The organism is Megasphaera hominis (assembly GCF_014269395.1).
GTDB classification, from domain to species: Bacteria; Bacillota; Negativicutes; order Veillonellales; family Megasphaeraceae; genus Megasphaera; species Megasphaera hominis.
The window spans coordinates 89,150-113,421 of record NZ_JACOGK010000003.1; the positions used below are offsets into that span (position 1 = coordinate 89,150).

Sequence of the window (24,272 nt, forward strand, 5' to 3'; positions counted from 1 at the left end):
TATACTCTAATTAATTAGATGGAAACTTTTCTAAGAGTGGGTGAAAGCCCACTCTTAAATTTTACTTACGTGCATTTTTGAGAAAGATACAGGTGACATATGGGACGCGAACATATTGAAGATTTGGTAGCAAAGGAAGTAGAAAAAATCATCGCAGGCTCAGACCTGGAACTGGTGGACATCGAATACGTCCGGGAACGGAATTGGTATTTACGTGTATTCATCGATAAAAAAGGCGGCGTCGATTTGGAAGATTGCCAGTCTGTCAGCGAAAAACTGAGCAAGGTACTGGATGAAAAAGATCCCATTGGTGACAATTATCTTTTGGAAGTATCCTCGCCAGGTCTGGACCGCGTATTGAAGAAAGAAAAAGACTTTATCCGCTATCAGGGACGGACAGTAGATATCCATTTCTTTAAGCCCTACGATGGAACAAAGCTGATCGTGGCGGACCTGGTAGAAAAAAATGGCGATACCCTCAAAGTGCAGTATAAGGACCATTTGGAAGAACTGCCCATGAAAGAGATTTCCCAGATTCGTTTACACATTGATTTTTAGTGGAGGTATTAGAAAGTGAACAAGGAATTACTGAATGCGATTGAGTTTTTGTCTAAAGAAAAGGGCGTATCGAAAGACATCATCTGTGACTCATTAGAAGCCGTACTGATTACAGCTTATAAGAAGGAACCGGATGCAAATCCCAATGCCGTCGCAGAACTGAATCGTACGACCGGTGATTATAAGATCCTGGCACCCAAAACGGTAGTGGCAGAAGTGGAAGATGAAGAATCGGAAATCTCTCTCTCTATGGCACACATTATGGATTCGTCCTACGAAGAAGGCGATGTCGTCAACGTCAATGTCACGCCGAAGAATTTTGGCCGTGTTGCTGCCCAGGCAGCTAAACAGGTCATGATCCAGCGCCTGCGTGAAGCAGAACGGAACATGATCTACGATGAATTTTCCAATCGTACAGATGATATCATTACGGGGATTATTCAGCGCGTAGAACAGCACAACGTATATGTCGACCTGGGAAAAGCCGAAGCCGTTTTGCCGGCCTCGGAACAGATTCCGACGGAAACCTATGCCATTGGCCAGCGCATTAAATGCTACGTCGTAGAAGTCCGTAAGACGACTAAGGGTGCCCAGATTCTCGTATCGCGGACACATCCGGGCCTGCTCAAACGCCTTTTTGAACTGGAAGTTCCTGAAATTTATGATGGCGTCGTCGAATTAAAATCCGTTGCCCGTGAACCGGGCCGCCGTTCTAAAATTGCCGTCTATTCCCGTGATGCCAACGTCGATTCTGTCGGTGCCTGTGTAGGTCCGAAAGGCGCCCGTGTACAGAACATCGTAACGGAACTGCAGAATGAAAAAATCGACATTGTCAAATGGGATGAAGATCCGGCAGTATATATTGCCAACGCCCTGAGCCCGGCTTCTGTCGTTTCCGTCACCGTTGACGAAGCAGAAAAAACATCGAACGTCGTCGTACCGGATTATCAGTTATCCCTGGCAATCGGCAAGGCCGGACAAAATGCCCGCCTCGCTGCCAAGCTGACAAACTGGAAGATCGATATTAAGAGTGAAAGCCAGGCTGCAGAATTAGCGAATGAAGCACCGGCTGTCAGCGAAGTACCGGAAACGGACGATCTTTTGTCGGAATTAGCCGTCCCGGCTGTGGCAGAAACACCGGCCGTTGCAGAAGAGCAAGCTGCTGACGCTGAGGCTGCGAAAGAGTAGGTGACAGGCATGAAAAAGAAAAAGGTACCTTTACGGGTCTGTGCGGGCTGTCAGGAACAAAAAAGCAAGAAAGACATGATCCGCGTCGTCCGTACGCCGGAAGGAACTGTAGAAATTGATAAAACCGGCAAAAAGGCCGGCCGCGGCGTATACATTTGCCAGAATGAAGCCTGTCTCGAAAAGGCCTATCAGGAACACCGCCTGGAACGGTCTTTAAAGACCAAGGTTTCTGCAGAAATATATGAAGCCCTCCGCCAGGAGCTCGTATGACCGGGCGCGAGAAGATTTGGAACCTCCTGGGTCTTGCCTGCCGGGCCCGCAAGACTATTTGTGGTGCCGGTGCGGCTGAGAAATTTTTAAAGAAACATCGGGTTCCGCTGCTGTTCATCGCTTCAGACGGCGGCGATAACGCCGTAAAGTACCGGCGCCTTGCCGAACGCCGTAGCATGACAGTGATTGACATATTTACGAAGGAAGAATTAGGTGAAGCCGTAGGAAAAGCGCAAAACGTCGTCATCCTGTTAGATGACCCGGGCTTTGCTAAAGCGATAGATGATGTAAGCAAGATGATGTAGAAGGGGGTAACCAGATGACGAAACGAGTATACGAAGTCGCAAAGGAATATGGCGTATCGTCCAATGATGTTATCAAAGTATTGGAGGAACATAATATAAAAGCTACTAACTTTTCAAGTGTAAACGATAAAGAAAAAGATTTGCTCGATAAAGCATATCACAAAAAGGCTGCCGATAACCAAGGCAAAAAAGCGAATACAGCCCAGTCCGGCCAGAATGATAAGGGCCAGCATAAAAAAGAAAATGGCGACCGCCAGAACCAAAATAAAAATGGCGGCAATGCCCATCAGAATGACAACGGCAGCAAGCACAACAATGCGCATAATCACAACGCCGGCGGTGGCAATCGCAGCCAGCAGCCGCAGCGCAACAACCAAAACAATAACCAGAATAATGGCCAGAATAACCATAAAAAGGGCGGCACGCCGGCCCAGGGGACGCAGCAGTCCCAGCAAAATCACCAGCAAGGTGACAATAAGCGTACGAAATACTTTGGCCATGCCAAACAGAATGGCGATAACCGCAATACATCATCGGATAATAAAAATCGTCACAACAACAATAACCACGGAAAGAACAATAACAACCAGGGAAACAACCGGCCGCATACCCTCTTGTCCAACGTCCTGAATAAAGGAAAACACAAGAATAAGCGGAATAAGGGGCAGTTTGCCAACCAGCATACACAGGAAGCCCCGGTGAAAAAGACAAAGAATTACCCTACGTCTATCGAATTGCCGGAAACGATCATCGTAAAGGATTTTGCCGAACGCTTAGGCCGTGAAGTCAGCGAAGTCATTAAGAAGCTCTTTATGGATGGTTTTATGGCAACGATCAACCAGGAAATCGATTATGAAACGGCCTCTATCATTGCTGATGAATTCGGCGTAACCGTCACGCAGGAAGCACCCCCGGAAGATCCTACGGAAATTGAAGAAATTGTAGATGCGCCGGAAACGCTGAAAACAAGACCGCCTGTAGTTACCATTATGGGTCACGTCGACCACGGTAAGACGAGCCTCCTCGATGCGATCCGTCAGAGCAGCATTACCAGCCACGAAGCCGGCGGCATTACACAGCACATCGGCGCCTATCAGGTCCGTTATGAAGGCAAGAAGATCGTCTTCATGGATACGCCGGGGCATGAAGCCTTTACGGCTATGCGTGCCCGCGGTGCTCAGGTAACGGATATTGCCGTCCTCGTCGTCGCTGCTGATGACGGCGTTATGCCACAGACCATTGAATCGATTAACCATGCCAAATCGGCAGGCGTACCGATCATCGTGGCCATCAACAAAATCGATAAAGAAAGCGCTAATCCCCAGCAGGTTATGCAGCAGCTTACGGAATACGGCCTGATCAGTGAAGAATGGGGCGGTGATACGATCATGGTTCCCGTTTCGGCCCATAAGAAGATCGGCCTTGACGACCTTTTGGAAAACATCCTCGTCCTCGCCGAAGTACTGGAATTGAAAGCAAACCCGGACCGTCCGGCCCAGGGTGTCGTCATCGAAGCCAAGCTCGACAAGGGCCGCGGCCCTGTCGCTTCTGTCCTCATCCAGAAAGGGACACTCCATGTAGGCGATACGATCATCGTCGGTTCCTGCTACGGCAAGGTCCGTGCTATGACCAGTGAACGGGGTGAACGCGTAAAGAAAGCCGAACCGTCTATTCCGGTAGAAATCCTCGGCCTCAACGACGTTCCGGAAGCCGGCGATATCCTCAATGTAACGGACGAAAAGACAGCCCGTTCCGTTGCGGAAAAACGTCTGGAAAAGAAACGCTCGTCGGAATTGCACGTCAACGCCAAGGTTACCCTGGATGATCTCTTTAATCAGATCCAGCAGGGTGAATTGAAGGAATTGTCCCTTATCGTCAAGGGCGATGTACAGGGCTCTGTCGAAGCATTGAGCCAGTCCCTCATGGCGATCAAGAGTGATGAAGTCCGTATTTCGATCGTCCATGCCGGCGTCGGTGCCATTACTGAATCGGATATTATGCTGGCCTCTGCCTCTAATGCCCTGATCATCGGCTTCAACGTACGGCCCGATGCATCGGCCCGCAAGGCTGCGGAGCATGAAAATGTTGACATGCGTACATACCGCGTCATTTACGATGCGATTAATGATGTCGAAGCAGCCATCAAGGGGATGCTTGAAAAGAAATACGAAGAACATATTACGGGCCGGGCAGAAGTCCGTCAGGTCATTACGACGCCGAAGGTCATCGTTGGCGGTTCCTATGTCAAGGAAGGCAAGATTACCAGCTCCTCTAAGATCCGCCTGATCCGCAATGGTATTGTCGTACACGAAGGGGCTATCGACGGCCTACGTCGTTTCAAGGATGACGTAAAGGAAGTTGCCGAAGGGTACGAATGCGGCATTACCCTGGAAAACTACCGTGATATTAAGGAAGGCGATGAAATCGAAGCCTACGAAATGGTAGAAGTTGCGCCGGAATAAAGTGAGGAAGTAACTATGGGTGAATTACGAGCACGTAAAATACAAGAATTTATTAAGCAGGAAGTGTCCAACATTATCCTGCGGGAATTAAAGGATCCGCGCATGGGCTTTGTTACCGTCACGGATGCACGCATTACCGGTGATCTGCGGGAAGCTACGGTCTATGTCAGCCTCTTTGGCGACGACGCACAGAAGAAGGATACCCTGAAGGCGCTGAAAAGTGCCAACGGCTATATCCGCTCTGAAGTAGGCAAACGCCTGGGCATCCGTTATTCGCCGACTATCGAATTTAAGGAAGATACTTCTCTGGATTATGGCATGAAGATCGATAAGATTCTTCATGATATCGAAAAGAAGGACTGAGGCACATGAATTGTTCTGTTTCTGAACTGAAGGAACTCTTAGGGCAGTATGAACATATTTTGCTGACAGCTCACGTCAATCCCGATGGTGACGCTGTCGGCGCCTTGGCGGCGACTGGGGAAATGCTTAGGGCCTGGGGCAAACAGGCGCTCATCGTGTTAGATGATGACGTAGATGATAAGTTTGAGTTTTTACCGGGCATCCGGACCGTCTATAAGCCGGACGATGTAAAAACCGATGCGTCGTGGCTGACACTGATCCTCGATGCTACGGGTGTAGACCGCATTGGCAAGACGGCGGAGCTCATCCACGGCCCCTTAGTGAACATCGATCATCATATTTCCAACGCCCATTTTGCCGATGCCGAGTATATCCGTCCTGATTATGCGGCAACGGGTGAAGTACTGACTGACCTCTTTACGCAGTGGGGCTGCGCCATTACGCCGTCCATGGCCAATGCCTTATACTTGGCTATTGCGACAGATTGCGGTTTCTTTAAATTCAGCAATACGACAGGGCACACGCTGCGTATGGCAGCACTCCTCGTAGAAGCAGGGGCACAGCCTAATGTCATTTCCGAGCATTTGGAAGCCCAGTCTCTCGTGAAGCTGCAAGCACTTTCGGAGGTGCTGAAGCACATCGATCTCTATGGCGATGGCAAAGTGGCAGGGATTACTTTTACGCCCGATATCCTGCAATATACAGGGGAACACACGGGCGGCTATATCGATTATGCCCGTACTGTCAAGGGCGTAGATGTGGCCTTTACGGTCAAGTACATCAGCGCAGAGGAAACGCGGGTCAGCCTGCGCTCTAAGGCGACCGATGTTAATGCCATTGCAGCCGTCTTTGGCGGTGGTGGTCACATCCGCGCAGCCGGCTGTACGATCAAAGCCCCCTTGGCTGAGGCAAAAACTATGCTCATAAAGGAAATACTGAAAGCCCTATGATACATGGAATTGTCAATGTTTTAAAACCGACGGGCATGTCCAGCCACGATGTGGTTGGGCAGCTGCGCCGGATTTATCAAATGAAAAAAGTCGGTCATGCCGGTACGCTCGATCCGCTGGCCGCTGGCGTCCTGCCGGTCTACCTGGGGCAGGCAACGCGTCTCATCGAGTATGGTGACAGTGATATTAAGACGTACCATGCCGAATTCACGCTGGGCCTGGCGACGGATACAGAAGATATTACAGGTCAGGTCGTACAGACACTGCCTGTACCTGATGTGACGGAGGCACTGGTAGAGGCGGCGTTGCAGACGTTCTTAGGTGAAACAGAGCAACAGCCGTCACGCTATTCAGCCATCAGCATCAACGGCGTCAAAGCCTATAAGCTGGCACGGCAGCATCAGGATTTCGTCTTGCCGGCACGGCAGATTACGATTCATGATATTCGCCTTCTGGCCTATCATGACGGCCGGGGCGTCCTCTCTGTAACCTGTTCCAAAGGGACCTATGTCCGTTCGCTCATCCGCGACCTGGGAGAAAAACTTGGCACCTGTGCCTGTATGTCCTATTTGGTCCGCGTGCGGGCCGGTCTGTTTGATATCAGCTCGGCAGCGACGCTGGAGGAACTGGAAGCAGATCCGCAACGCTATGTCCTGCCGGCCGACCAGGCGATTCAGTCCTTGAAAAAAGTGCGGCTTACAATACAGCAGGGGACATTCCTCCTGCAAGGCCGTGCCGTGCCGTTTGCCGGCCGGGGGCTGGCACAGGGAGACATTCTGCGCGTTTATAATGAAGCCGGAAACCTCATGGGTATTGCCCGTTTTGATGCAGAGCACCACGTGATCCGGCCGCATAAAATGTTTGCAGAGCTATTGTGAGGTAATCAACCATGGATGTTTTTCATTCTTTTGAAGAGGTACAGCACTATCCGCAAACGGTAGTAGCGCTGGGCACGTTCGATGGCGTTCATTTAGGACATCAGAAGGTCATGCACGAAGCCTTGAAACAAGCAACGGAACTGCAGGCAAAAGCCGTCGTCGTCACCTTTGCGGCGCACCCCTTGTCGGTGCTGCGTCCCGAGAAGGAACCGGCAAGGCTGGCGACGGTCGAACAAAAAACGCGTTACATCGAAGAGCAGGGCATGGATGGCCTCGTCCTGCTGCCCATGAACCGTCATCTGATCGATGAATCGCCGGAAGAATTTTGCCGTCAGCTGCTGCAATATATGAAACCAAAAGCCATCGTCGTCGGCTCTAATTTTACGTACGGCGCCAAAGCGGCCGGCAATACGGATACACTGCGTGAATTCATGCAGGCCTATGACGTGCCGGTCTGTGTACTGACCTTACTCGGCAGTCCCGGCCATCCCACGCCGATTAGCAGTACAGTCATTCGCAAGCTAGTCGCCCAAGGTCACATGGAAACGGCAGAACTCCTGTTAGGTCGTCCTTTTGAACTGGAAGGCAGCGTTATGCCCGGCGACCACCGTGGGACGACCATCGGTTTCCCCACGGCGAATATGCATATTCCGGAACACATGGCCATGCCGCCGGATGGCGTTTATGCCACCGGTGTCTGGCTCAACGGAAAAATCTGGCCGTCTATGACCAATATTGGCAATAACCCGACCTTTGCCAATCAATACCGCCGCATTGAGACCAATATTTTGGACTGGCACGGCGACTTGTATGGCCAGCAGCTGCGTTTATTTTTTTATAAACGGCTCCGCCATGAAATTACCTTTGTCGAAACGGAACTGCTGATCCGGCAGATGGAACAGGACCGGGAACATGCCCGGACTTATTTCGCACAGAGGGAAAGCAAATTAAAAACGAATAGCAATGATTGATGATATATAAATCCGACTAAATTGTTTTAGTCGGATTTTAATCTTTTTCTAATCTTCTTTAAATTGAATTTATATCATAATAATGATACAATAAATATATAATTAAGGTATGCGTTCGGATTAAAGAAGGAGTGGATTGAAATGAAATTTTCAAATCTTGCTAACGGTTTAAAGGCTTCGGAAATTCGGGAACTCTTGAAATTGACGGCTCAGCCGGATATTATTTCGTTTGCTGGCGGCCTGCCGGCTCCGGAACTCTTCCCGCTGGAAGAATTAAAGAAAGTAGATGCAGCTGTCATCGATAAGGAAGGCCAGGCAGCCGTACAGTATGGGACTACCGATGGCTATGTACCCCTGCGCCAGCATATTTGCGAACGGATGAAAAAATCCTTCGGTGTAGATTGCAAAGTCGATGAAGTATTCATTACATCCGGTTCCCAGCAGGGCTTATCCTTTATTCCCCAGATTTTTATCAATCCTGGCGATGTCATGCTCGTTGAAAGCCCGACCTATTTAGGTGCCTTGAACGCCTTTAAACTGTGCGGTCCGGAATTCGTAGAATTGCCGACAGATGACAAAGGTGTTATTCCGGAAGAACTGGAAAAGATCCTGAAGAAATATGGCGATCGTATCCGTCTGGCCTATGTCATTCCGGAATTCCAGAATCCGACCGGTGTAACCTGGCCGATTGAACGGCGTAAAGCCTTTATGGATCTCATCAACCAGTATGATTTCCCGGTAATTGAAGATGATCCGTACGGCGAACTGCGCTATGATGGTGACAAAGTTCCGTCCTTGAAATCCATGGATACAAAAGGCAATATCATTTTCCTGGGATCGTTCTCGAAGATCATGATGCCAGGCCTGCGTGTTGCCTGGATTGTAGCCGATCCGGCTATTATCGATAAATGCGTTAAATACAAACAAGCTGCCGATTTACAGACGTCGTCCTTTGCACAGCGTCAGGTTTCGTTCTTCCTCGATATGTATGATATCGACGCGCATATCAAGGAAATTTGCGATCTCTATGGCAAACGCCGTACCTTGATGCTCGATAAGATGAAGGAATACTTCCCGGCAGAATGCACCTTTACGTATCCGGAAGGCGGCCTGTTCACATGGGTAACGCTGCCGGAAGGTATTGACGCGAAAGAATTGATGCCGAAGGTCCTGGAAAAGAAAGTGGCCTATGTACCGGGCGGTGCGTTCTATCCGAATGGCGGCGGTGAAAACCACTTCCGTATGAACTATTCGTGCATGCCGGAAGATAAGATTATCGAAGGCGTAAAACGGTTAGGCGATGTATTAAAAGAAGAAATTGCTAAAATGAAATAAGCTAATTTCATAAACGAAAGGGACAGTGGGGCATCGGCAACACTGTCCCTCTTTTGTGTATCCGGAGCCGGTTTTGCATGCTGCCTTCCGCTGTTACCGTGTTTGCAATCTCTATATATTGGTGTTATAATCTTACCACTGGGGAAAAAATAAAACAGGGGTGATTTTTATGACAAAATTTTCTGATTTTGCAAATACGTTACAGGCATCTGACATTGCAGAACTCTTGGCACTGACGGAAAAACCGGAAGTGATTTCCTTTGCCGGCGGCTTGCCTGCACCGGAACTGTTCCCAATCGAAGAAATGAAGCAGGTTGATCAGGCTATTTATGAAAAAGAAGGCCGTCAGGCTGTACAGTACGGTACGACAGAAGGGGATGTACCGCTGCGTGAAGAAATTGCCAAACGTATGAAGAAATCTTTCTTTGTTGACTGTGAACCAAAGGATATTGTCGTTACGACAGGTTCTCAGCAGGCACTCTTTATTTTATCGCAGATCCTCGTCAATAAGGATGAAACCATTGCTATGGAAAGCCCGTCCTATATGGGCGCCATCATGGCGTTTGATCCTGTACGTCCGAAATATATCGAAGTACCGACTGATGACAAGGGCATTGTTCCGGAAGAACTCGATGCGATCCTGGCTAAAGATGACAGTGTCCGCATGATTTACGTTATTCCGGAATTCCAGAATCCGACAGGTATTACATGGCCTGTAGAACGCCGTAAAGCGTTTATGGATGTCATCAATAAATACGATGTCGTCGTTGTAGAAGATGATCCGTACGGTGAAATCCGCTATGACATCGAAAAATTACCGTCCTTGAAATCCATGGATACACAGGGCAAGGTTGTCTTCCTGGGTTCCTTCTCGAAGATTTTTATGCCGGGCCTGCGCCTGGGCTGGACGATTGCCAATCCGGAAATCATCGACAAATTCGTTAAATTCAAACAGGCTGTTGACCTGGGCACGTCGACCTTTGGCCAGCGCCAGGCAGCGTATTACTGCCAGATGTTTGATATGGATGCACATATTAAAGAAATCAACGCACTCTATGCAAAACGCCGCGATTTGATGTGTGAATCCATGAAAAAATATTTCCCTAAAGAATGCACCTTTACGTATCCGCAGGGCGGCCTGTTCACATGGGTAACCTTGCCGAAAGAACTGGATGCGAAAGAATTGATGCCTAAATGTCTGGAAAAAGATGTTGCCTATGTACCGGGCGGCATTTTCTATCCGAATGGCGGCAATGGCAATCACTTCCGCCTCAATTATTCCAACATGCCGGAAGACCGCATTGTCGAAGGGATCAAACGGTTAGGGGAAGTATTGACCGAAGCATTGGCCAAATAAGCCGTGCCGGTTATCATGTACGTAGAGAAGGGCGTGCCATTAGGGCATGCCCTTTTTTTCAGGAAAGGAGACTTGTTTTGCAGCCCACAGACATTTTAAAACAATATTTTGGTTATTCCTCTTTCCGGCCGGGTCAGGAAGAAGTAATCAAAACACTGCTGGCACGACGGGATTGCCTGGCTATTATGCCGACGGGCGCAGGGAAATCCCTTTGCTTCCAGATTCCCGGGCTTATGCTTCCCGGTATTACCCTGATTATTTCTCCGCTTATTTCGCTCATGAAGGACCAGGTGGATACACTGGTCAATCAGGAAATACCGGCAGTCTATATCAATAGCCAGTGCACGTGGGATGAACTGCGGCAGCGCTTTTCGGAAATCCGGGCTGGCCGCGTGAAACTCGTCTATATTTCACCGGAACGGCTGCAAAATGAGTTTTTTACGTCTTTTATGCAGACCCAGCCTATTTCCTTGGTAGTCATTGATGAGGCCCATTGTGTTTCCCAATGGGGACACGATTTCCGGCCCAGCTATTGTGCGATCAGTGCCTGGGTGGAAGCCTTGCCCCGGCGGCCAGTGGTAGCGGCTTTTACGGCAACGGCGACGGAAAAGGTAAAAAAGGATATGCAGCAGCTCCTGGGACTCAGGGAAGAACGGGTCTTTGTCGGTGGCTTCGACCGGCCCAATTTGTATTTCCGCGTTGTCCGCGATACGGACCGGACGCGGTTCATATTGGCCTATTTGGCCAGTCATCGGGAGGATAGCGGCATTATCTATGCGGCAACGCGCAAAGAGGTGGACCGCCTCTATACGGAAATACGGCATCAGGGCTTTTCCGTCGGCCGCTATCATGCGGGGATGAGCGACGAAGCCAGAAAAAAAGAACAGGAACGGTTTACGTATGATAAGATACAGGTCATTGTTGCGACCAATGCCTTTGGCATGGGCATCGATAAGAGCAACGTCCGCTACATTATCCATTACCAGATGCCGAAAAACATCGAAAGTTACTACCAGGAAGCCGGTCGTGCCGGCCGCGACGGCGGTCCCGGTGAATGCATTCTCCTCTTTAGCCGTCAGGATATTATGATTCAGAAATATCTCATCGAGCATTCTGTCCATACAGTAGAGCAGCAGCAACGGGAACAGGATATGCTGAACCGCATGGTTGGCTATTGTGAAACCAGAGGCTGCCTGCGCCAGTATATTCTTTCTTATTTTGGCGAACGTCCGGAATGGACTGCCTGCGGCAAGTGCGGCAACTGCGACCAGGAAGTCGTAGAAGAGGACCAGACGAATATTGTCCGTCCGATTTGTGCCTGTGTCGATGAATTAAAGGGGCGCTTTGGTATGACACTGGTCTGTGATATACTTAAAGGCAGCCAGTCAGCTAAGGTAAAGCAGTATGGTTTCCAGCGCCTCGTCCTTTTTGGTGCCCTCAGCAACTTTACGGGCCGGGAAATTCGCGATAGCGTACGTCAAAGTGTCCTCGACGGATATTTGCAGCAGTCTGAAGGCAAGTACCCTGTTTTATCTCTCACAGCATTAGGACGGCAGGTCCTGGCAGGCAAGGAACGGGCCATCCAGAAGGTAGCCGTACGGCAGGAACCGGAATTGGCTGCCGTACCGAAAAAAGCGAAGAAAAAGACCGTGGGCACCATCGATGAAGAGGCCTTGCGTCCTATCTTTGACGTGCTCCGTCAATTGCGTCTGGAATTGGCACAGGACGAAAACATTCCGCCCTTTGTCATTTTCTCCGACGCCACCTTGTGGGCTATGGCCCAGGAGCGCCCGCATACACTGGAAGAAATGAGTAATATTAAAGGCGTCGGTGCCTTTAAGCTGCACAAATATGGTCCTCAGTTCATAGAAGCGTTGCACAGCTTTGAGTAAAGGGAGAGTGAATGCGCGTGAGTAACGCAGATACACAATATTTGGATATAGTAGAGCGGATTCTAAAAGACGGCTATTATTCCAATAATCGTACGGGAATTCCAACGTATAAACTGCCTCATCAAATGATGCAGTTTGATCTGGAAAAGGAATTTCCCATTTTAACGACAAAATTCGTCGCCTTCAAGACGGCTATCAAAGAAATCCTCTGGATTTGGCAGCTCCAAAGCAATGATGTACGGGAATTGCAAAAGATGAACTGCCACGTCTGGGATGAATGGATGCGTCCCGATGGTACGATCGGCAAAGCCTATGGATACCAAATCCGTAAATACAAGCAGGTCGATACCCTGCTGGAACAGCTGACAAAGGATCCGCAGAACCGGCGCATGATCGTCAGCCTGTGGAACATTGAAGACCTGCCGGACATGGCCCTTCAGCCCTGTGCCTATCAGACCCTTTGGGATGTCAGTGACGGCCGCCTCAACTGCATGCTCATTCAGCGCAGTGGCGATATGGGCCTGGGCGTGCCCTTTAACATGGCTCAGTATGCTGCCTTAGTGTATATGATTGCCCAGGTTACCAACCTGCGTCCCGGTCTCTTTACGCATGTCATCAATAATGCCCACGTCTATGAAAATCACGTAGAAGCCATGCGGACGCAATTAGCCCGGCGCGACCAGGCTTTTGCAGCGCCGGTACTGAAACTCAATCCGGCCATCCACAATTTCTACGCTTTTAAGCCGGAGGATATTGTCCTCGAAAATTATCAGCACCTGGGCAAGATTTCGATGGAGGTGGCTGTCTGATGCTCCACCTCATTGCTGCGGTCTGCCAAAATGGCGGCATCGGTAAGGACAATGATCTCCTCTGTCACCTGTCAGCCGATCTGAAACATTTTAAATCCCTGACCATGGGCCACACGATGATCATGGGCCGCAAGACCTTTGAGAGCTTGCCGGGCCTTTTGCCAGGCCGGCCTCATTGGCTGTTGACGAGCCAGGCAGGGTATGGCTCACAGCTTGCAGGCGTTACGGTTTTTCACAGCTTGGAAGCCATCCTCCAGGCCCTCGATCCGGCAGAAGAGTATTTCGTTATTGGCGGTGCGTCTTTGTATGCTGCCTTTTTGCCGCACGCAGACAGCCTGTACGTGACGGAAATTGCAGCGGCCTTACCGGCTGATACGTATTTTCCGGCGTATGATCCGTCGCAGTGGCGCGAAGTAAGCCGTGAAGAGCATGCTGCCGATGACCGGAATGCCTATGCTTTTTCCTTTGTGCATTATATTCATAAATAAGGATTTTCCGTATGCATTTTAGTTATATGGAAAATAAATAAAAAGTTGACATTAAGGCATAGGTGTGATAGAATTACATTCAGAGCTAGAGAATAGCTGCATTTGTTTTTTCTTAGGAGGATTTTGTTATGCACGGTAAAGTAAAATGGTTTAGCGCAGAAAAAGGTTATGGCTTCATTGAAAGAGAAGATGGTGGCGACGTTTTCGTACACTTCTCCGCTATTCAGGAAGATGGTTTCAAATCCTTGACAGAAGGTCAGGAAGTTGAATTTGATATCGTAGACGGCGCACGTGGCCCTCAGGCTGCTAATGTAACTAAAGCCTAATTAATTACGCGCTATTAGATATAGAAACCTTTTAATCGGTAACTCCTTGGGAGTTACCGATTTTTTGTTTTCCTGCTTATAACAGTTTGCATAAAGGGGAAAGAAAACCCTTGGTTTAATTTACAAAAATATTGCATAAAAACTTGTAATTATAAAATGACTATGGTATGATATACCTATGTTCCAGGTAAGACACAGTTTATAAGCGATTTGGAGGATGAATATACATGAAACATGCAAACAGCTTTAGCGACTACAGCGTAGAAGAATTAAAAGGAATTTTGCTCCTGGCAGAAAAGATCAAACAAAATCAGCAGGCTTTTTCCCATTTGTTAGATGGTAAAAAACTGTATACCCTGTTCGAAAAGACGTCGAACCGTACGTATCTCTCCTTCAATATCGGCATGGAAGAATTAGGTGGCAAATCATATAATCAATTGTGGAAGGCCAGCAACTTCACGATTGGCGACCTGCCCAGTGAAGTCAAATACGTTGGCCGTAATGTAGACTGCATTATGGGACGCTTTAAGAAATCGGAAACGACCCACGCCTTTATGGATGCATCGATCGTACCGGTGATCAATGGCTGCGATAATACGTTCCATCCGACACAGGCTCTGGCCGATATGCTGACTCTCTATGAAAAGACAGGTCATTTCGACGTCAAAGTCCTGTATATCGGGGCCAAGAATAATACGTATAATTCCCTTTGTGAAATCGTTACAAAGCTGGGCGGCACTATGTACGGCCTCACTCCGTTCAGCCAGGTCATGGGCGTAGATGACTCGTTCTACAAGGAACTGAAAGCAACGGGCCGGTATATCGAATTGTCCAATCAGATCAGCAAAGACGACCTGAAAAAAGTCGTAGCTGACGTCGACTGTGTTTACACGGATACGTGGGTTGATATGGAATTCTTTACCAACCCCGATTATGCAGAAAAGAAAGACCAGATCATCAGCATGATGATGCCGTATCAGATCGATGGCGAACTCATGGCCGGCACGGATACGATGGTCTTCCATGATATGCCCATTCACCCGGGCTATGAAATTACGCAGGATGTCGTAGATGCTCATTTGGAAACGATTCTGGACGAAGCAGAAAACCGGCGCCATGCAGAAAAAGGCCTGCTCGTATACCTCATTACAGGCAAACTCGACTGGTAACGACGCACGTTCCATACGCTCCCTTTTCGGGAGCGTATTTTTTTGTAGTCAAGGACTGGTATGGTGGAGTATAATAAACAAAAAAGAATAGTGAGGAGGCACATATATGAAAATAGTAGTAGCAATGCCTGTTACAGAACAACAGAAAGGCTGGCTGCAGACGGCAGCACCGGGTCATACCTTTTATTATGCGGACACGACGGCAGCCGTAGGCGTGGAAGTCCCGGCTGGTGAGTTGGCAGATGCCGAAGTCATTATCGGCAATCTTTCACCCAAACTCGTGCAGCAGGCGCAAAACCTGCGCTGGATGCAGCTTAACAGTGCCGGCAGCGGTGCTTACGTACAGCCTGGCATCTTACCGGACGGTGCGTTACTTACGAATGCCACCGGCGCCTATGGCCTGGCTTTATCGGAGCATATGCTGGCCCAGCTGCTGGCTATGATGAAGAAACTTTTTACGTATTACGATAATCAGAAACAAAACCTTTGGCAGGATGCAGGCCCGGTCACATCTGTCTACGGTGCTACGGCCTTGATTACAGGCTTTGGCGATATTGGCAGTGAATTTGGCAAACGACTGAAAGCCTTAGGCGCCCACGTCATCGGCATTCGCCGCCGCAGTACGGACGTACCGCCTGAAGCGGATGAAATGGGAACGATGGACCACCTGGATGAATACTTATCCCGGGCCGATATCGTAGCTACGAGTCTTCCTGATACGCCGGCAACACGCTATCTCTATAATAAAGAACGCTTTGCTGCCATGAAAAAAGGCGCCTGGTTCCTCAACATTGGCCGGGGCAATTGCGTAGTTCAGGCGGACCTCATCGAAGCCGTACAGAGCGGCCACCTGGCCGGGGCAGCCTTGGATGTAACCGATCCGGAACCATTGCCGGCAACGGATCCCATTTGGCAGGTGCCGGGGATCTATATTACCCCGCACGTTTCAGGCGGCTTCCACCTGCAGGCGACACACGACCGGATCATTCAGATTGCCTGTGAAAATCTCAAGGCCTATCTCAGCGGCCAGCCTCTAAAAAATATAGTAGATTTTACAACCGGTTATAAGAAATAAGGAGGACGAAGACATGCTAAAAACGATTGGCTTTATCGGTGTAGGTATTATGGGCAAGCCTATGGTACGCAACCTTATGAAAGCAGGCTTTTCCCTGCGCATCTATGCCCGGACCAAAGCGAAGGTCGAAGATGTCATCAGCGAAGGTGCTGAATTTTTCCCGACTATCGGTGAATGCGTACAAGGCTGTGACGCTGTGATTACGATGGTAGGCTTTCCTAAAGACGTAGAAGACGTGTATTACGGCGAAGGCAATATTTTTGCAGCGGCAACAGCAGGCCAGTACCTTATTGATTGCACGACTACCAGTCCGAGCCTGGCAGAACGTCTCCATGAAGATGGGGCAAAAAAAGGTCTCCACGTTTTGGATGTTCCCGTTACCGGCGGCGAAGGCGGTGCTATTAAAGGTATATTATCTCTCCTCGTCGGCGGTGACCGGGAAGATTATGAAGCCTGCATGCCGATCTTCAAGGCCGTTGGGACCAATATCAATTATTTCGGCAAAGCCGGCAATGGCCAGCATGCCAAAATGGCAAACCAGATTCTCGTAGCCGGTGCCTTAGGCGGCGTTTGCGAAGCCCTGGCATACGGGAAAGCCGAAGGGTTGGATTTGCAGGCACTCTTTGATGCCGTTTCGACCGGTGCCGGCGGCAGTGCCCAGCTGAGTGCCTTAGGGCCTAAAATCTTGGCTGGCGATTTCCGTCCCGGCTTCTATATGAAGCATATTATTAAGGATCTGCGCCTGGCTACAGAAGAAGCCGAACGCAAAGGCCTTACCCTGGATGTGGTGCCCAAAGTACTGGCTGATTTCCGTGAACTGGAAGAAAAGGGGCTAGGTGAAGAAGGCTCCCAGGCACTGATTAAACACTATGTTCATGAAAAAAACTAATTTATAGACGTATTTCTGAAAGAAACCTTGTCGTATGCGGGCAGGGTTTCTTTTTATTTTACATAATTATGACAGAGGCCAGGCATAAACCTTACAGAGCGCGGTTACACTTAGACCTGTAATTATGAACTTATTCTACATGGGAGATGAAATCGCAATGTACTCTTTACATCGCAACAAAAAAGCTCTGGCTGCCTCTATCGCAGCCGTACTCTGTATGGCCTCTGTCGGCGTATTTGCCGCTACGGAACACTGGAATGATGCGTCCCTGACGCCGCAAATGACGACCCGCACAGCCGTATCCAATAATACGGACTGGCAGCAATGGAAAGCCCATTGGGACGAAGTAAAGTCCAATTATGAACAAGTATCGATCGCACCGGGTGCCGATGCCTCTAAGCTGAATTTTGGCTGGTACTCCAAAGACAAAGCCGACCAGTCTAAAGTCCGCATCTCTAAAAACGAAGATATGAGTGATGCTAAGACCTTCAAAGGCTCGAGCAAAGCCGGTACAGTCATCGAAGGCGTAACGTACTACAGCAACAAAGTTACCGTCAAAGGCCTGAAACCTAACACGACGTACTGGTACCAGGTAGAAATCGACGGCCAGTGGCAGGCAGCCCAGAAAATCGTAACGGGCGATCCCCACGATTTCTCCTTCATGTATGTTGGTGACCCGCAGATCGGCGCATCCAAAGGCCAGACACCGTCTGACGGCAATGCCAAACAAAATGCGGAAATCGCTGCCCGTAACGATGCGTATAACTGGAATAAGACACTCAACAGTGCCTGAGCACAGCATCCGGAAATCGATTTCCTCGTTTCCCCTGGCGACCAGATCAACGAACCGGCTGAAGACCAGTCCGCGGCTAAGATCCTCGAACAGGAAACGGAATACGCCGGCTATCTCTCGGCAGCAGCCCTGCGCAATCTGCCGGAAGCTTCCAGCATTGGTAACCATGATAGCATGACGACAGGGTACCAGAACCACTTTAACGTACCGAATCCGTTCACGGACGAAACGAACCCGACCAAAGCAGGCCATGGCTATTACTACACCTATGGCAACGCCCTCTTCATCGTCATTAACGCCAACAACTACAACGTAGCTGATCATCAGAAACTGATTGAAAAAGCCATCAAAGCGCACCCGGATACAAAATGGCGTGTTGTCGTTATGCACCAGGATATTTACGGCAGCGGTCTTGATCACTCTGATTCCGACGGTATCCTCTTGCGGACGCAGCTCACACCGATTTATGACGCCAATAAGATCGACGTCGTTCTTCAGGGCCATGACCACACGTATGCCCGTACGTATCAGCTGAGCAGCGACGGCAAACAGCATGCTACCTTCGATGAAGTCAAGGTTCCCGGCCAGAGCGGTCAGTCTCATAAACTTCTGAGCACAGCTCTCAAAAATAAAGATTTCAAGGCCAACTACGAATCGCAGAATATCTGTTATACCATTGAAGATATGAGCCAGGGCGTACTCCATAATCCGAAAGGCGTCTTCTACATGTCTTCGAACTCGGCTACAGGTTCCAAGTTCTATAACCTCATTCCGCAGCAGCAGGATTACATTGCCGCCCGCAGCCAGACGTGGCGCCCGACGTACTCCGTCGTACGTATTACGGACAATGCCTTTACAATCACGACGTATGATGCGGAAACAGGTACACCGATCGATAGCGCCTACAGCATCGTCAAAGACTAATGCAGAAGTATATCCTCCGCTTGATCCTGATTGTGGTACTTCTTTGTGGCGGCGCCTATTTTCTCGTAGCCTGGAATCAGGTAGATAAGCCGGTCCTCGTCAATACGGACGGGCGGACCTTTGAAAAGGCACAGGTCGTTTCTATCGTCCGGGACAACCTGCAGGAAAACGGCAGCCGTGTTGGTGATCAGATTGTAGAAATTGAGCTGGAAACTGGCAGTAATGCCGGCGCCAGGGAAGAGGCGAATTGTCCGAACGGCCTTCTCTTTGGCACGGTATGTGAGCCAGGTATGGAAGTCATCGTCATTACCAGCCAGGTGGGAGAGCTGAAGCTCCATACAGTATACAATATAGACCGGTCACTGCCTCTCTACGCTTTTATCGGCGCCTTTCTCCTGCTCCTCTGTCTCATTGGTGGCAAGAAGGGAATGAAGTCAGCGGCTGCGCTGGTATTCACGTTTATCTGTTTTGTATTCTTCTTCTTTCCCATGCTGCTTCGCGGCATCAACCCGATTGCGGCGGCCTTGATTACCTCAGCCATTGTACTGGCAGCAACCATATGGCTGATCAATGGAAGCACGCGCAAGGCCGCCATGGCCTTTCTGTCCACGTTGGGCGGAATTACCGTGTCCTGCCTGGCAGCCGTCATCTTTGGCTGGATGACTCATCTTTCCGGGTACAATGTACCTAATATAGAGAACCTCATGTTTGTAGCGCAGAATACGGGCATGGACGTAGGAGAGCTTCTCTTTGCAGGCATCCTCTTCGCCAGCCTCGGTGCAGTCATGGATATTGCCATGGACATCACCAGCGCTTGCTACGAGCTGGTGCGGCATAACCCGGATATTACGCGGCAGCAACTGTTCCAGGCCGGTATGAACGTAGGCCGGGATGTTATGGGCACGATGGCAGCAACCCTGATTCTGGCATTTTTCGGCGGCTCCCTGGGGGTCTGGGTCATGGACTACGTGTACAACCTGCCGTACTTGCAGCTTGTCAATTCCAATGCCATTGGCATTGAAATCATGAAAGGCTTTTCTGGCAGCTTTGGCGTCATCCTGACAGTACCTATTGCGGCAGCGCTCAGTATGCTCCTCAAACACAAAAAAGACGCATAACCTCATACGTATGGCGACCCCCTCTTCTGAAGGAATGGAAGAGGGGGTCTTTTTATTCGTAATAACAAAATTTTTATACTGCTTATACCAAGTACATCTTTTATGATTTTTTATATTGTTTTCATGTATGAACATTATTTACATTGAATATACAAGGCGCATATGGTAATATAAACATATATCCTCTTGGTAGTTTAAGGGAATAAATATTCGTTTTAAAGCTGTAAAAGAAACAGCTGGGAAAGAGGCTGCATATGAGTCAAAGAACTGATATCCATAAAATCCTGATTATCGGCTCCGGTCCGATTGTTATTGGCCAGGCTTGTGAATTCGACTATTCCGGCACACAGGCCTGTAAAGCCTTGCGCAGTTTGGGCTATGAAGTTATTCTGGTCAATTCCAATCCGGCGACGATTATGACGGATCCAGAAATGGCTGACAAAACCTATATTGAACCGTTGAATGAAGAATGCGTGGCCCGGATTATTGAAAAGGAACGGCCTGATGCGCTGCTGCCAAACCTGGGCGGCCAGTCCGGCCTGAATTTGTGTGCCGAACTGTATAAGGCTGGTGTCCTGAGCAAATACGGCGTCCAGGTTATCGGTGTCCAAGTCGATGCCATCGAACGGGGCGAAGACCGCATTGCTTTTAAAAAGACCATGGACGACCTGGGCATTGAAATGGCCAAGAGTGAAGCCTGCTACACCATTGAGGAAGCCCTCGATACGGCAAAAAAACTTGGCTATCCTGTCGTCCTGCGCCCGGCCTACACGATGGGTGGTGCCGGCGGCGGCCTGGTTCACGATGAAGAAGAACTGCGTACTGTTTGCGAACGCGGTCTCCAGGCCAGCCTTATTCATCAGGTACTGGTGGAAGAATCAATCCTGGGCTGGGAAGAGCTGGAACTGGAAGTCGTCCGTGATAAAGACAACAACATGATCACGGTCTGCTTTATCGAAAACGTCGACCCCGTCGGTATCCACACGGGCGATTCGTTCTGCACGGCACCGATGCTGACTATTCCTGAAGCTGTGCAGCAGGAACTGCAGCGCCAGGCCTACAAAATTGTCGAACACATCGGCGTCATTGGCGGTACGAACGTCCAGTTTGCCCGCGATCCCAAGACAGGCCGCGTTGTCGTCATTGAAATTAATCCGCGTACGTCCCGTTCGTCTGCCCTGGCTTCTAAAGCAACGGGCTTCCCTATTGCTCTCGTTTCGGCCAAATTGGCAACGGGCCTGACCTTGGCAGACCTGCCGTGTGGTAAATACGGCACTCTCGACCGCTATGTGCCGGATGGCGATTATGTCGTCGTCAAATTTGCCCGCTGGGCCTTTGAAAAATTTAAAGGCGTTGAAGATAAGCTGGGGACGCAGATGCGCGCCGTCGGTGAAGTCATGTCCATTGGCAAAAACTACAAGGAAGCCCTGCAAAAAGCAATCCGCTCTTTGGAAAAGAACCGTGCCGGTTTAGGTCATGTAGGAAAATTTGAAAGCCTTTCCCTGGCCGAATTGCTGACCCTCTTGGAAACGCCTACGTCAGAACGGTATTTTGAAATGTATGAAGCCCTGCGCAAAGGGGCAACGGTAGAAGATATCCAGTCGCGTACCATGGTCAAGGCCTATTTCATTGAACAGATGAAAGAGCTGGCCGATGAAGAAGGGGCGCTCCTGCAGTACCAGGGCAGCGTGCCGCCTGATGCGGCTCTTATACAGGCCAAGCAGGACGGCTTTTCCGATGAATACCTGGGACAGATCCTGGGCGTCCCAGAAGATACAATCCGTACCCGCCGCCTGGCTCTCGGCCTGGAAGAAACGTGGCACGGTGTACACGTGAGCGGCACAGAAGACAGCTCCTACTATTATTCTACCTATAATGCGGCCGACCAGAATCCCATTGCAGCGGACGAAAAGAAGATCATGATCCTCGGTGGCGGTCCGAACCGCATCGGCCAGGGCATAGAATTTGATTACTGCTGCGTCCATGCAGCCCAGTCCCTGAAAAAACTCGGCTTCCACACGATCATTGTCAACTGCAACCCGGAAACGGTTTCTACAGACTATGATACGTCGGACAAACTGTATTTCGAACCGCTGACCCTTGAAGATGTACTCAGTATTTATAAAAAAGAAAAGCCCTTAGGCGTTATTGCCCAGTTCGGCGGCCAGACGCCGCTCAATTTTGCTGCCAAATTAAAAGCCGAAGGCGTCAACATCCTCGGTACGACGCCGGAAGTCATCGATCTCGCCGAAGACCGCGACCAGTTCCGCGCTGTTATGGATAAACTCGGCATCCCCATGCCGGAATCAGGCATGGCCACAACAGTCGCCGAAGCGCAGGCTATTGCAACCAAAATCGGGTATCCTGTTATGGTACGGCCGTCGTACGTTCTGGGCGGACGAGGCATGGAAGTTGTTCACGACGAAGCCTCTATGGCAAATTATATGGAAGCGGCTGTCGGTGTGACGCCGGACCGGCCTATCCTCATTGACCGTTTCCTCCACAATGCCCTCGAATGTGAAGCCGATGCTATCAGTGACGGTACGGATGCCTTCGTGCCGGCTGTCATGGAACATATCGAACTGGCAGGCATTCACTCTGGTGACAGTGCCTGCATTATCCCCAGCCGTACGATTAGCCGGGAAAATCTTGATCTCATCAACGAATATACACGCAAGATCGCTGTCGAAATGCACGTCGTCGGCCTGATGAACATGCAGTATGCCATAGAAGACGACAAGGTTTACGTTCTCGAAGCCAACCCGCGTGCTTCCCGCACAGTACCACTCGTATCCAAGGTCTGCAATATTCGCATGGTACCCTTGGCTATTGATGTCATGACGGCTTCTATTACAGGCCGTCCTTCGCCGCTGCCGGAATTGAAGGAACAGCATATTCCCTACTATGGTGTCAAGGAAGCTGTATTTCCTTTCAATATGTTCCCCGAAGTCGATCCGGTGTTAGGGCCGGAAATGCGTTCTACAGGCGAAGTGTTGGGCTTGGCACAGACTGCCGGCGAAGCCTACTTTAAAGCCGAAGAAGCGGCTAAAGCGACACTGCCCCTCAAGGGTGCCGTCCTCATTTCCGTCAGTGATGCAGACAAACCGTACATTGCGGCCATTGCCCAGCGCTTTGCTGAAGATGACTTCACGATTTATGCGACAGATAAGACCTACCGTCTTCTCCAGGCAGCCTGCATTCCTGTACAGCGCGTCAATAAGATTTCCGAAGGTACACCACACGTGGAAGATCTGATTACCAACGGGACGATCCAGATTGTCATTAATACACCGTCACCTGTAAAAGATTCGGCTGTCGACGATGGCGCCTTGCGCAAGGCTGCCGTCCGCGCCCGTATTCCCTACGTGACGACCATTGTTGCCGCGAAGGCCAGTGCCGATGGTATTCATCGCATGATTACGCATGGCCGCAGCCCCGTCCTGTCCCTGCAGGAATGGCACCACATGATTACAGACAAAAAATAAGACCTGCCCGTCTATATAGAACCTTTACCGGATGGCCTGCCTCCTTAGGGAGCAGGCCGTCTTTTTTAACCCTATTTGCCGTTTAGACGGCTTTGCAGGCATGCTTTGGCAGGGGGATAAGGAAAAAGTAATATTTTTTTGTATTCCGCCCTTGACGATAGACCGATTCGGTGCTAACATATGTCTATCAGCTATTGCGGACGTGCGAAAGAATGAATAAGCAAGAAATGCAAGTTCTATTTTTTTTGTATAGTTTGTTATGTTAGCGCATGTGATTGTGTTTTAAAAGTTCTTCAAAAAAGTGCTTGACAGACAGAATGACAGGTGATATACTTCAATAGCTGTCAGGTGAGGGAAAACAAAAAGTCCTGAATGTAGTGCGTCGAGTGGACAAATGAGTTTAAAAAAACTTAAAAACTGCTTGACAAGCCGCATGAATCCTGATAAGATATACAAGTCGCAAGACGACACGATGACCTTTGAAAACTGAACAATGTAAACATATGAAATGCTAGCGTGCGAGGTTCTATATTTTATAGAACGTCAATCAAATGTAACACAAACAATAAGTAAGACAGAGCTAGATAGCTCTTCACATATCATGGAGAGTTTGATCCTGGCTCAGGACGAACGCTGGCGGCGTGCTTAACACATGCAAGTCGAACGA

22 protein-coding genes and 1 rRNA gene are annotated in these 24,272 nt (G+C 49.5%); all 23 read left to right on the forward strand.

Annotated elements, in window-relative coordinates; translation table 11 throughout:
• Nucleotides 1-99: 99 nt before the first annotated feature.
• Nucleotides 100-558 (forward strand): ribosome maturation factor RimP, encoded by a 459-nt coding sequence (locus H8J70_RS01775; RefSeq protein ID WP_186502042.1) that lies wholly within the window; start codon nt 100-102, stop codon nt 556-558.
• A 15-nt stretch (nt 559-573) separates the two neighbouring features.
• The gene (nusA, locus tag H8J70_RS01780; RefSeq protein ID WP_186502043.1) at nt 574-1,746 is read left to right on the forward strand and encodes a transcription termination factor NusA; all 1,173 of its coding nucleotides are present in this window, start codon (nt 574-576) and stop codon (nt 1,744-1,746) included.
• A 9-nt stretch (nt 1,747-1,755) separates the two neighbouring features.
• The gene (gene rnpM / locus H8J70_RS01785) at nt 1,756-2,016 is read left to right on the forward strand and encodes an RNase P modulator RnpM (RefSeq protein ID WP_186502044.1); all 261 of its coding nucleotides are present in this window, start codon (nt 1,756-1,758) and stop codon (nt 2,014-2,016) included.
• Complete coding sequence (locus H8J70_RS01790; RefSeq protein WP_186502045.1) at nt 2,013-2,321, forward strand: L7Ae/L30e/S12e/Gadd45 family ribosomal protein; 309 nt, start codon at nt 2,013-2,015, stop codon at nt 2,319-2,321. Before rnpM ends, H8J70_RS01790 begins: the two co-directional genes overlap by 4 nt.
• 14 nt (nt 2,322-2,335) lie before the next feature.
• Nucleotides 2,336-4,783 (forward strand): translation initiation factor IF-2, encoded by a 2,448-nt coding sequence (infB, locus tag H8J70_RS01795; RefSeq protein ID WP_186502046.1) that lies wholly within the window; start codon nt 2,336-2,338, stop codon nt 4,781-4,783.
• Between the two features lie 15 nt (nt 4,784-4,798).
• Nucleotides 4,799-5,146, forward strand: coding sequence for a 30S ribosome-binding factor RbfA (rbfA, locus tag H8J70_RS01800; RefSeq protein WP_186502047.1), 348 nt, complete (start codon nt 4,799-4,801; stop codon nt 5,144-5,146).
• A 5-nt stretch (nt 5,147-5,151) separates the two neighbouring features.
• The gene (locus H8J70_RS01805) at nt 5,152-6,096 is read left to right on the forward strand and encodes a DHH family phosphoesterase (protein ID WP_186502048.1); all 945 of its coding nucleotides are present in this window, start codon (nt 5,152-5,154) and stop codon (nt 6,094-6,096) included.
• A complete protein-coding gene (gene truB / locus H8J70_RS01810) occupies nt 6,093-6,974 on the forward strand; it encodes a tRNA pseudouridine(55) synthase TruB (RefSeq protein ID WP_186502049.1) in 882 nt (293 codons plus the stop codon). Before H8J70_RS01805 ends, truB begins: the two co-directional genes overlap by 4 nt.
• An 11-nt stretch (nt 6,975-6,985) precedes the next feature.
• The gene (locus H8J70_RS01815) at nt 6,986-7,945 is read left to right on the forward strand and encodes a bifunctional riboflavin kinase/FAD synthetase (protein ID WP_186502050.1); all 960 of its coding nucleotides are present in this window, start codon (nt 6,986-6,988) and stop codon (nt 7,943-7,945) included.
• A 141-nt stretch (nt 7,946-8,086) separates the two neighbouring features.
• A complete protein-coding gene (locus H8J70_RS01820) occupies nt 8,087-9,280 on the forward strand; it encodes an aminotransferase-like domain-containing protein (RefSeq protein WP_186502051.1) in 1,194 nt (397 codons plus the stop codon).
• A gap of 169 nt (nt 9,281-9,449) precedes the next feature.
• The gene (locus H8J70_RS01825; RefSeq protein WP_186502052.1) at nt 9,450-10,637 is read left to right on the forward strand and encodes an aminotransferase-like domain-containing protein; all 1,188 of its coding nucleotides are present in this window, start codon (nt 9,450-9,452) and stop codon (nt 10,635-10,637) included.
• Nucleotides 10,638-10,714: 77 nt separating this feature from the next.
• Nucleotides 10,715-12,529, forward strand: coding sequence for a DNA helicase RecQ (gene recQ / locus H8J70_RS01830; protein WP_186502053.1), 1,815 nt, complete (start codon nt 10,715-10,717; stop codon nt 12,527-12,529).
• Nucleotides 12,530-12,546: 17 nt separating this feature from the next.
• Nucleotides 12,547-13,338, forward strand: a complete 792-nt coding sequence (locus H8J70_RS01835) for a thymidylate synthase (protein WP_186502054.1) — start codon at nt 12,547-12,549, stop codon at nt 13,336-13,338.
• A complete protein-coding gene (locus tag H8J70_RS01840) occupies nt 13,338-13,826 on the forward strand; it encodes a dihydrofolate reductase (protein ID WP_186502055.1) in 489 nt (162 codons plus the stop codon). Before H8J70_RS01835 ends, H8J70_RS01840 begins: the two co-directional genes overlap by 1 nt.
• 128 nt (nt 13,827-13,954) lie before the next feature.
• Nucleotides 13,955-14,152: a cold shock domain-containing protein gene (locus tag H8J70_RS01845; RefSeq protein WP_023054391.1), complete on the forward strand. Its 198-nt coding sequence runs from the start codon at nt 13,955-13,957 to the stop codon at nt 14,150-14,152.
• 227 nt (nt 14,153-14,379) lie between these two features.
• Complete coding sequence (locus tag H8J70_RS01850) at nt 14,380-15,321, forward strand: Rossmann-fold NAD(P)-binding domain-containing protein (RefSeq protein ID WP_186502056.1); 942 nt, start codon at nt 14,380-14,382, stop codon at nt 15,319-15,321.
• Between the two features lie 106 nt (nt 15,322-15,427).
• The gene (locus H8J70_RS01855) at nt 15,428-16,396 is read left to right on the forward strand and encodes a D-2-hydroxyacid dehydrogenase (RefSeq protein WP_186502057.1); all 969 of its coding nucleotides are present in this window, start codon (nt 15,428-15,430) and stop codon (nt 16,394-16,396) included.
• Between the two features lie 13 nt (nt 16,397-16,409).
• On the forward strand, nt 16,410-17,285 hold the full coding sequence (locus H8J70_RS01860; RefSeq protein ID WP_186502058.1) for an NAD(P)-dependent oxidoreductase: 876 nt from the start codon (nt 16,410-16,412) through the stop codon (nt 17,283-17,285).
• A gap of 157 nt (nt 17,286-17,442) precedes the next feature.
• Nucleotides 17,443-18,078 carry a fibronectin type III domain-containing protein gene (locus H8J70_RS12435; RefSeq protein ID WP_222433540.1) on the forward strand — a complete coding sequence of 212 codons (636 nt, stop codon included), beginning with the start codon at nt 17,443-17,445 and terminating at the stop codon, nt 18,076-18,078.
• 15 nt (nt 18,079-18,093) lie between these two features.
• The gene (locus H8J70_RS12440) at nt 18,094-19,002 is read left to right on the forward strand and encodes a metallophosphoesterase family protein (RefSeq protein WP_288200924.1); all 909 of its coding nucleotides are present in this window, start codon (nt 18,094-18,096) and stop codon (nt 19,000-19,002) included.
• 20 nt (nt 19,003-19,022) lie between these two features.
• Complete coding sequence (locus tag H8J70_RS01870; protein ID WP_222433541.1) at nt 19,023-20,120, forward strand: YibE/F family protein; 1,098 nt, start codon at nt 19,023-19,025, stop codon at nt 20,118-20,120.
• A 254-nt stretch (nt 20,121-20,374) separates the two neighbouring features.
• The gene (gene carB / locus H8J70_RS01875; RefSeq protein WP_186502060.1) at nt 20,375-23,605 is read left to right on the forward strand and encodes a carbamoyl-phosphate synthase large subunit; all 3,231 of its coding nucleotides are present in this window, start codon (nt 20,375-20,377) and stop codon (nt 23,603-23,605) included.
• Between the two features lie 598 nt (nt 23,606-24,203).
• Nucleotides 24,204-24,272, forward strand: a 16S ribosomal RNA gene (locus H8J70_RS01880); the annotation flags it as partial.

Bases quoted from the DNA above. Each gene is read 5' to 3' on its own strand.
- H8J70_RS01775 (WP_186502042.1), top strand. From the start codon at position 100: ATGGGACGCGAACATATTGAAGATTTGGTAGCAAAGGAAGTAGAAAAA.
- rnpM (WP_186502044.1), top strand. From the start codon at position 1,756: ATGAAAAAGAAAAAGGTACCTTTACGGGTCTGTGCGGGCTGTCAGGAA.
- H8J70_RS01790 (WP_186502045.1), top strand. From the start codon at position 2,013: ATGACCGGGCGCGAGAAGATTTGGAACCTCCTGGGTCTTGCCTGCCGG.
- infB (WP_186502046.1), top strand. From the start codon at position 2,336: ATGACGAAACGAGTATACGAAGTCGCAAAGGAATATGGCGTATCGTCC.
- rbfA (WP_186502047.1), top strand. From the start codon at position 4,799: ATGGGTGAATTACGAGCACGTAAAATACAAGAATTTATTAAGCAGGAA.
- H8J70_RS01805 (WP_186502048.1), top strand. From the start codon at position 5,152: ATGAATTGTTCTGTTTCTGAACTGAAGGAACTCTTAGGGCAGTATGAA.
- truB (WP_186502049.1), top strand. From the start codon at position 6,093: ATGATACATGGAATTGTCAATGTTTTAAAACCGACGGGCATGTCCAGC.
- H8J70_RS01815 (WP_186502050.1), top strand. From the start codon at position 6,986: ATGGATGTTTTTCATTCTTTTGAAGAGGTACAGCACTATCCGCAAACG.
- H8J70_RS01820 (WP_186502051.1), top strand. From the start codon at position 8,087: ATGAAATTTTCAAATCTTGCTAACGGTTTAAAGGCTTCGGAAATTCGG.
- H8J70_RS01825 (WP_186502052.1), top strand. From the start codon at position 9,450: ATGACAAAATTTTCTGATTTTGCAAATACGTTACAGGCATCTGACATT.
- H8J70_RS01840 (WP_186502055.1), top strand. From the start codon at position 13,338: ATGCTCCACCTCATTGCTGCGGTCTGCCAAAATGGCGGCATCGGTAAG.
- H8J70_RS01845 (WP_023054391.1), top strand. From the start codon at position 13,955: ATGCACGGTAAAGTAAAATGGTTTAGCGCAGAAAAAGGTTATGGCTTC.
- H8J70_RS01850 (WP_186502056.1), top strand. From the start codon at position 14,380: ATGAAACATGCAAACAGCTTTAGCGACTACAGCGTAGAAGAATTAAAA.
- H8J70_RS01855 (WP_186502057.1), top strand. From the start codon at position 15,428: ATGAAAATAGTAGTAGCAATGCCTGTTACAGAACAACAGAAAGGCTGG.
- H8J70_RS01860 (WP_186502058.1), top strand. From the start codon at position 16,410: ATGCTAAAAACGATTGGCTTTATCGGTGTAGGTATTATGGGCAAGCCT.
- H8J70_RS12435 (WP_222433540.1), top strand. From the start codon at position 17,443: ATGTACTCTTTACATCGCAACAAAAAAGCTCTGGCTGCCTCTATCGCA.
- carB (WP_186502060.1), top strand. From the start codon at position 20,375: ATGAGTCAAAGAACTGATATCCATAAAATCCTGATTATCGGCTCCGGT.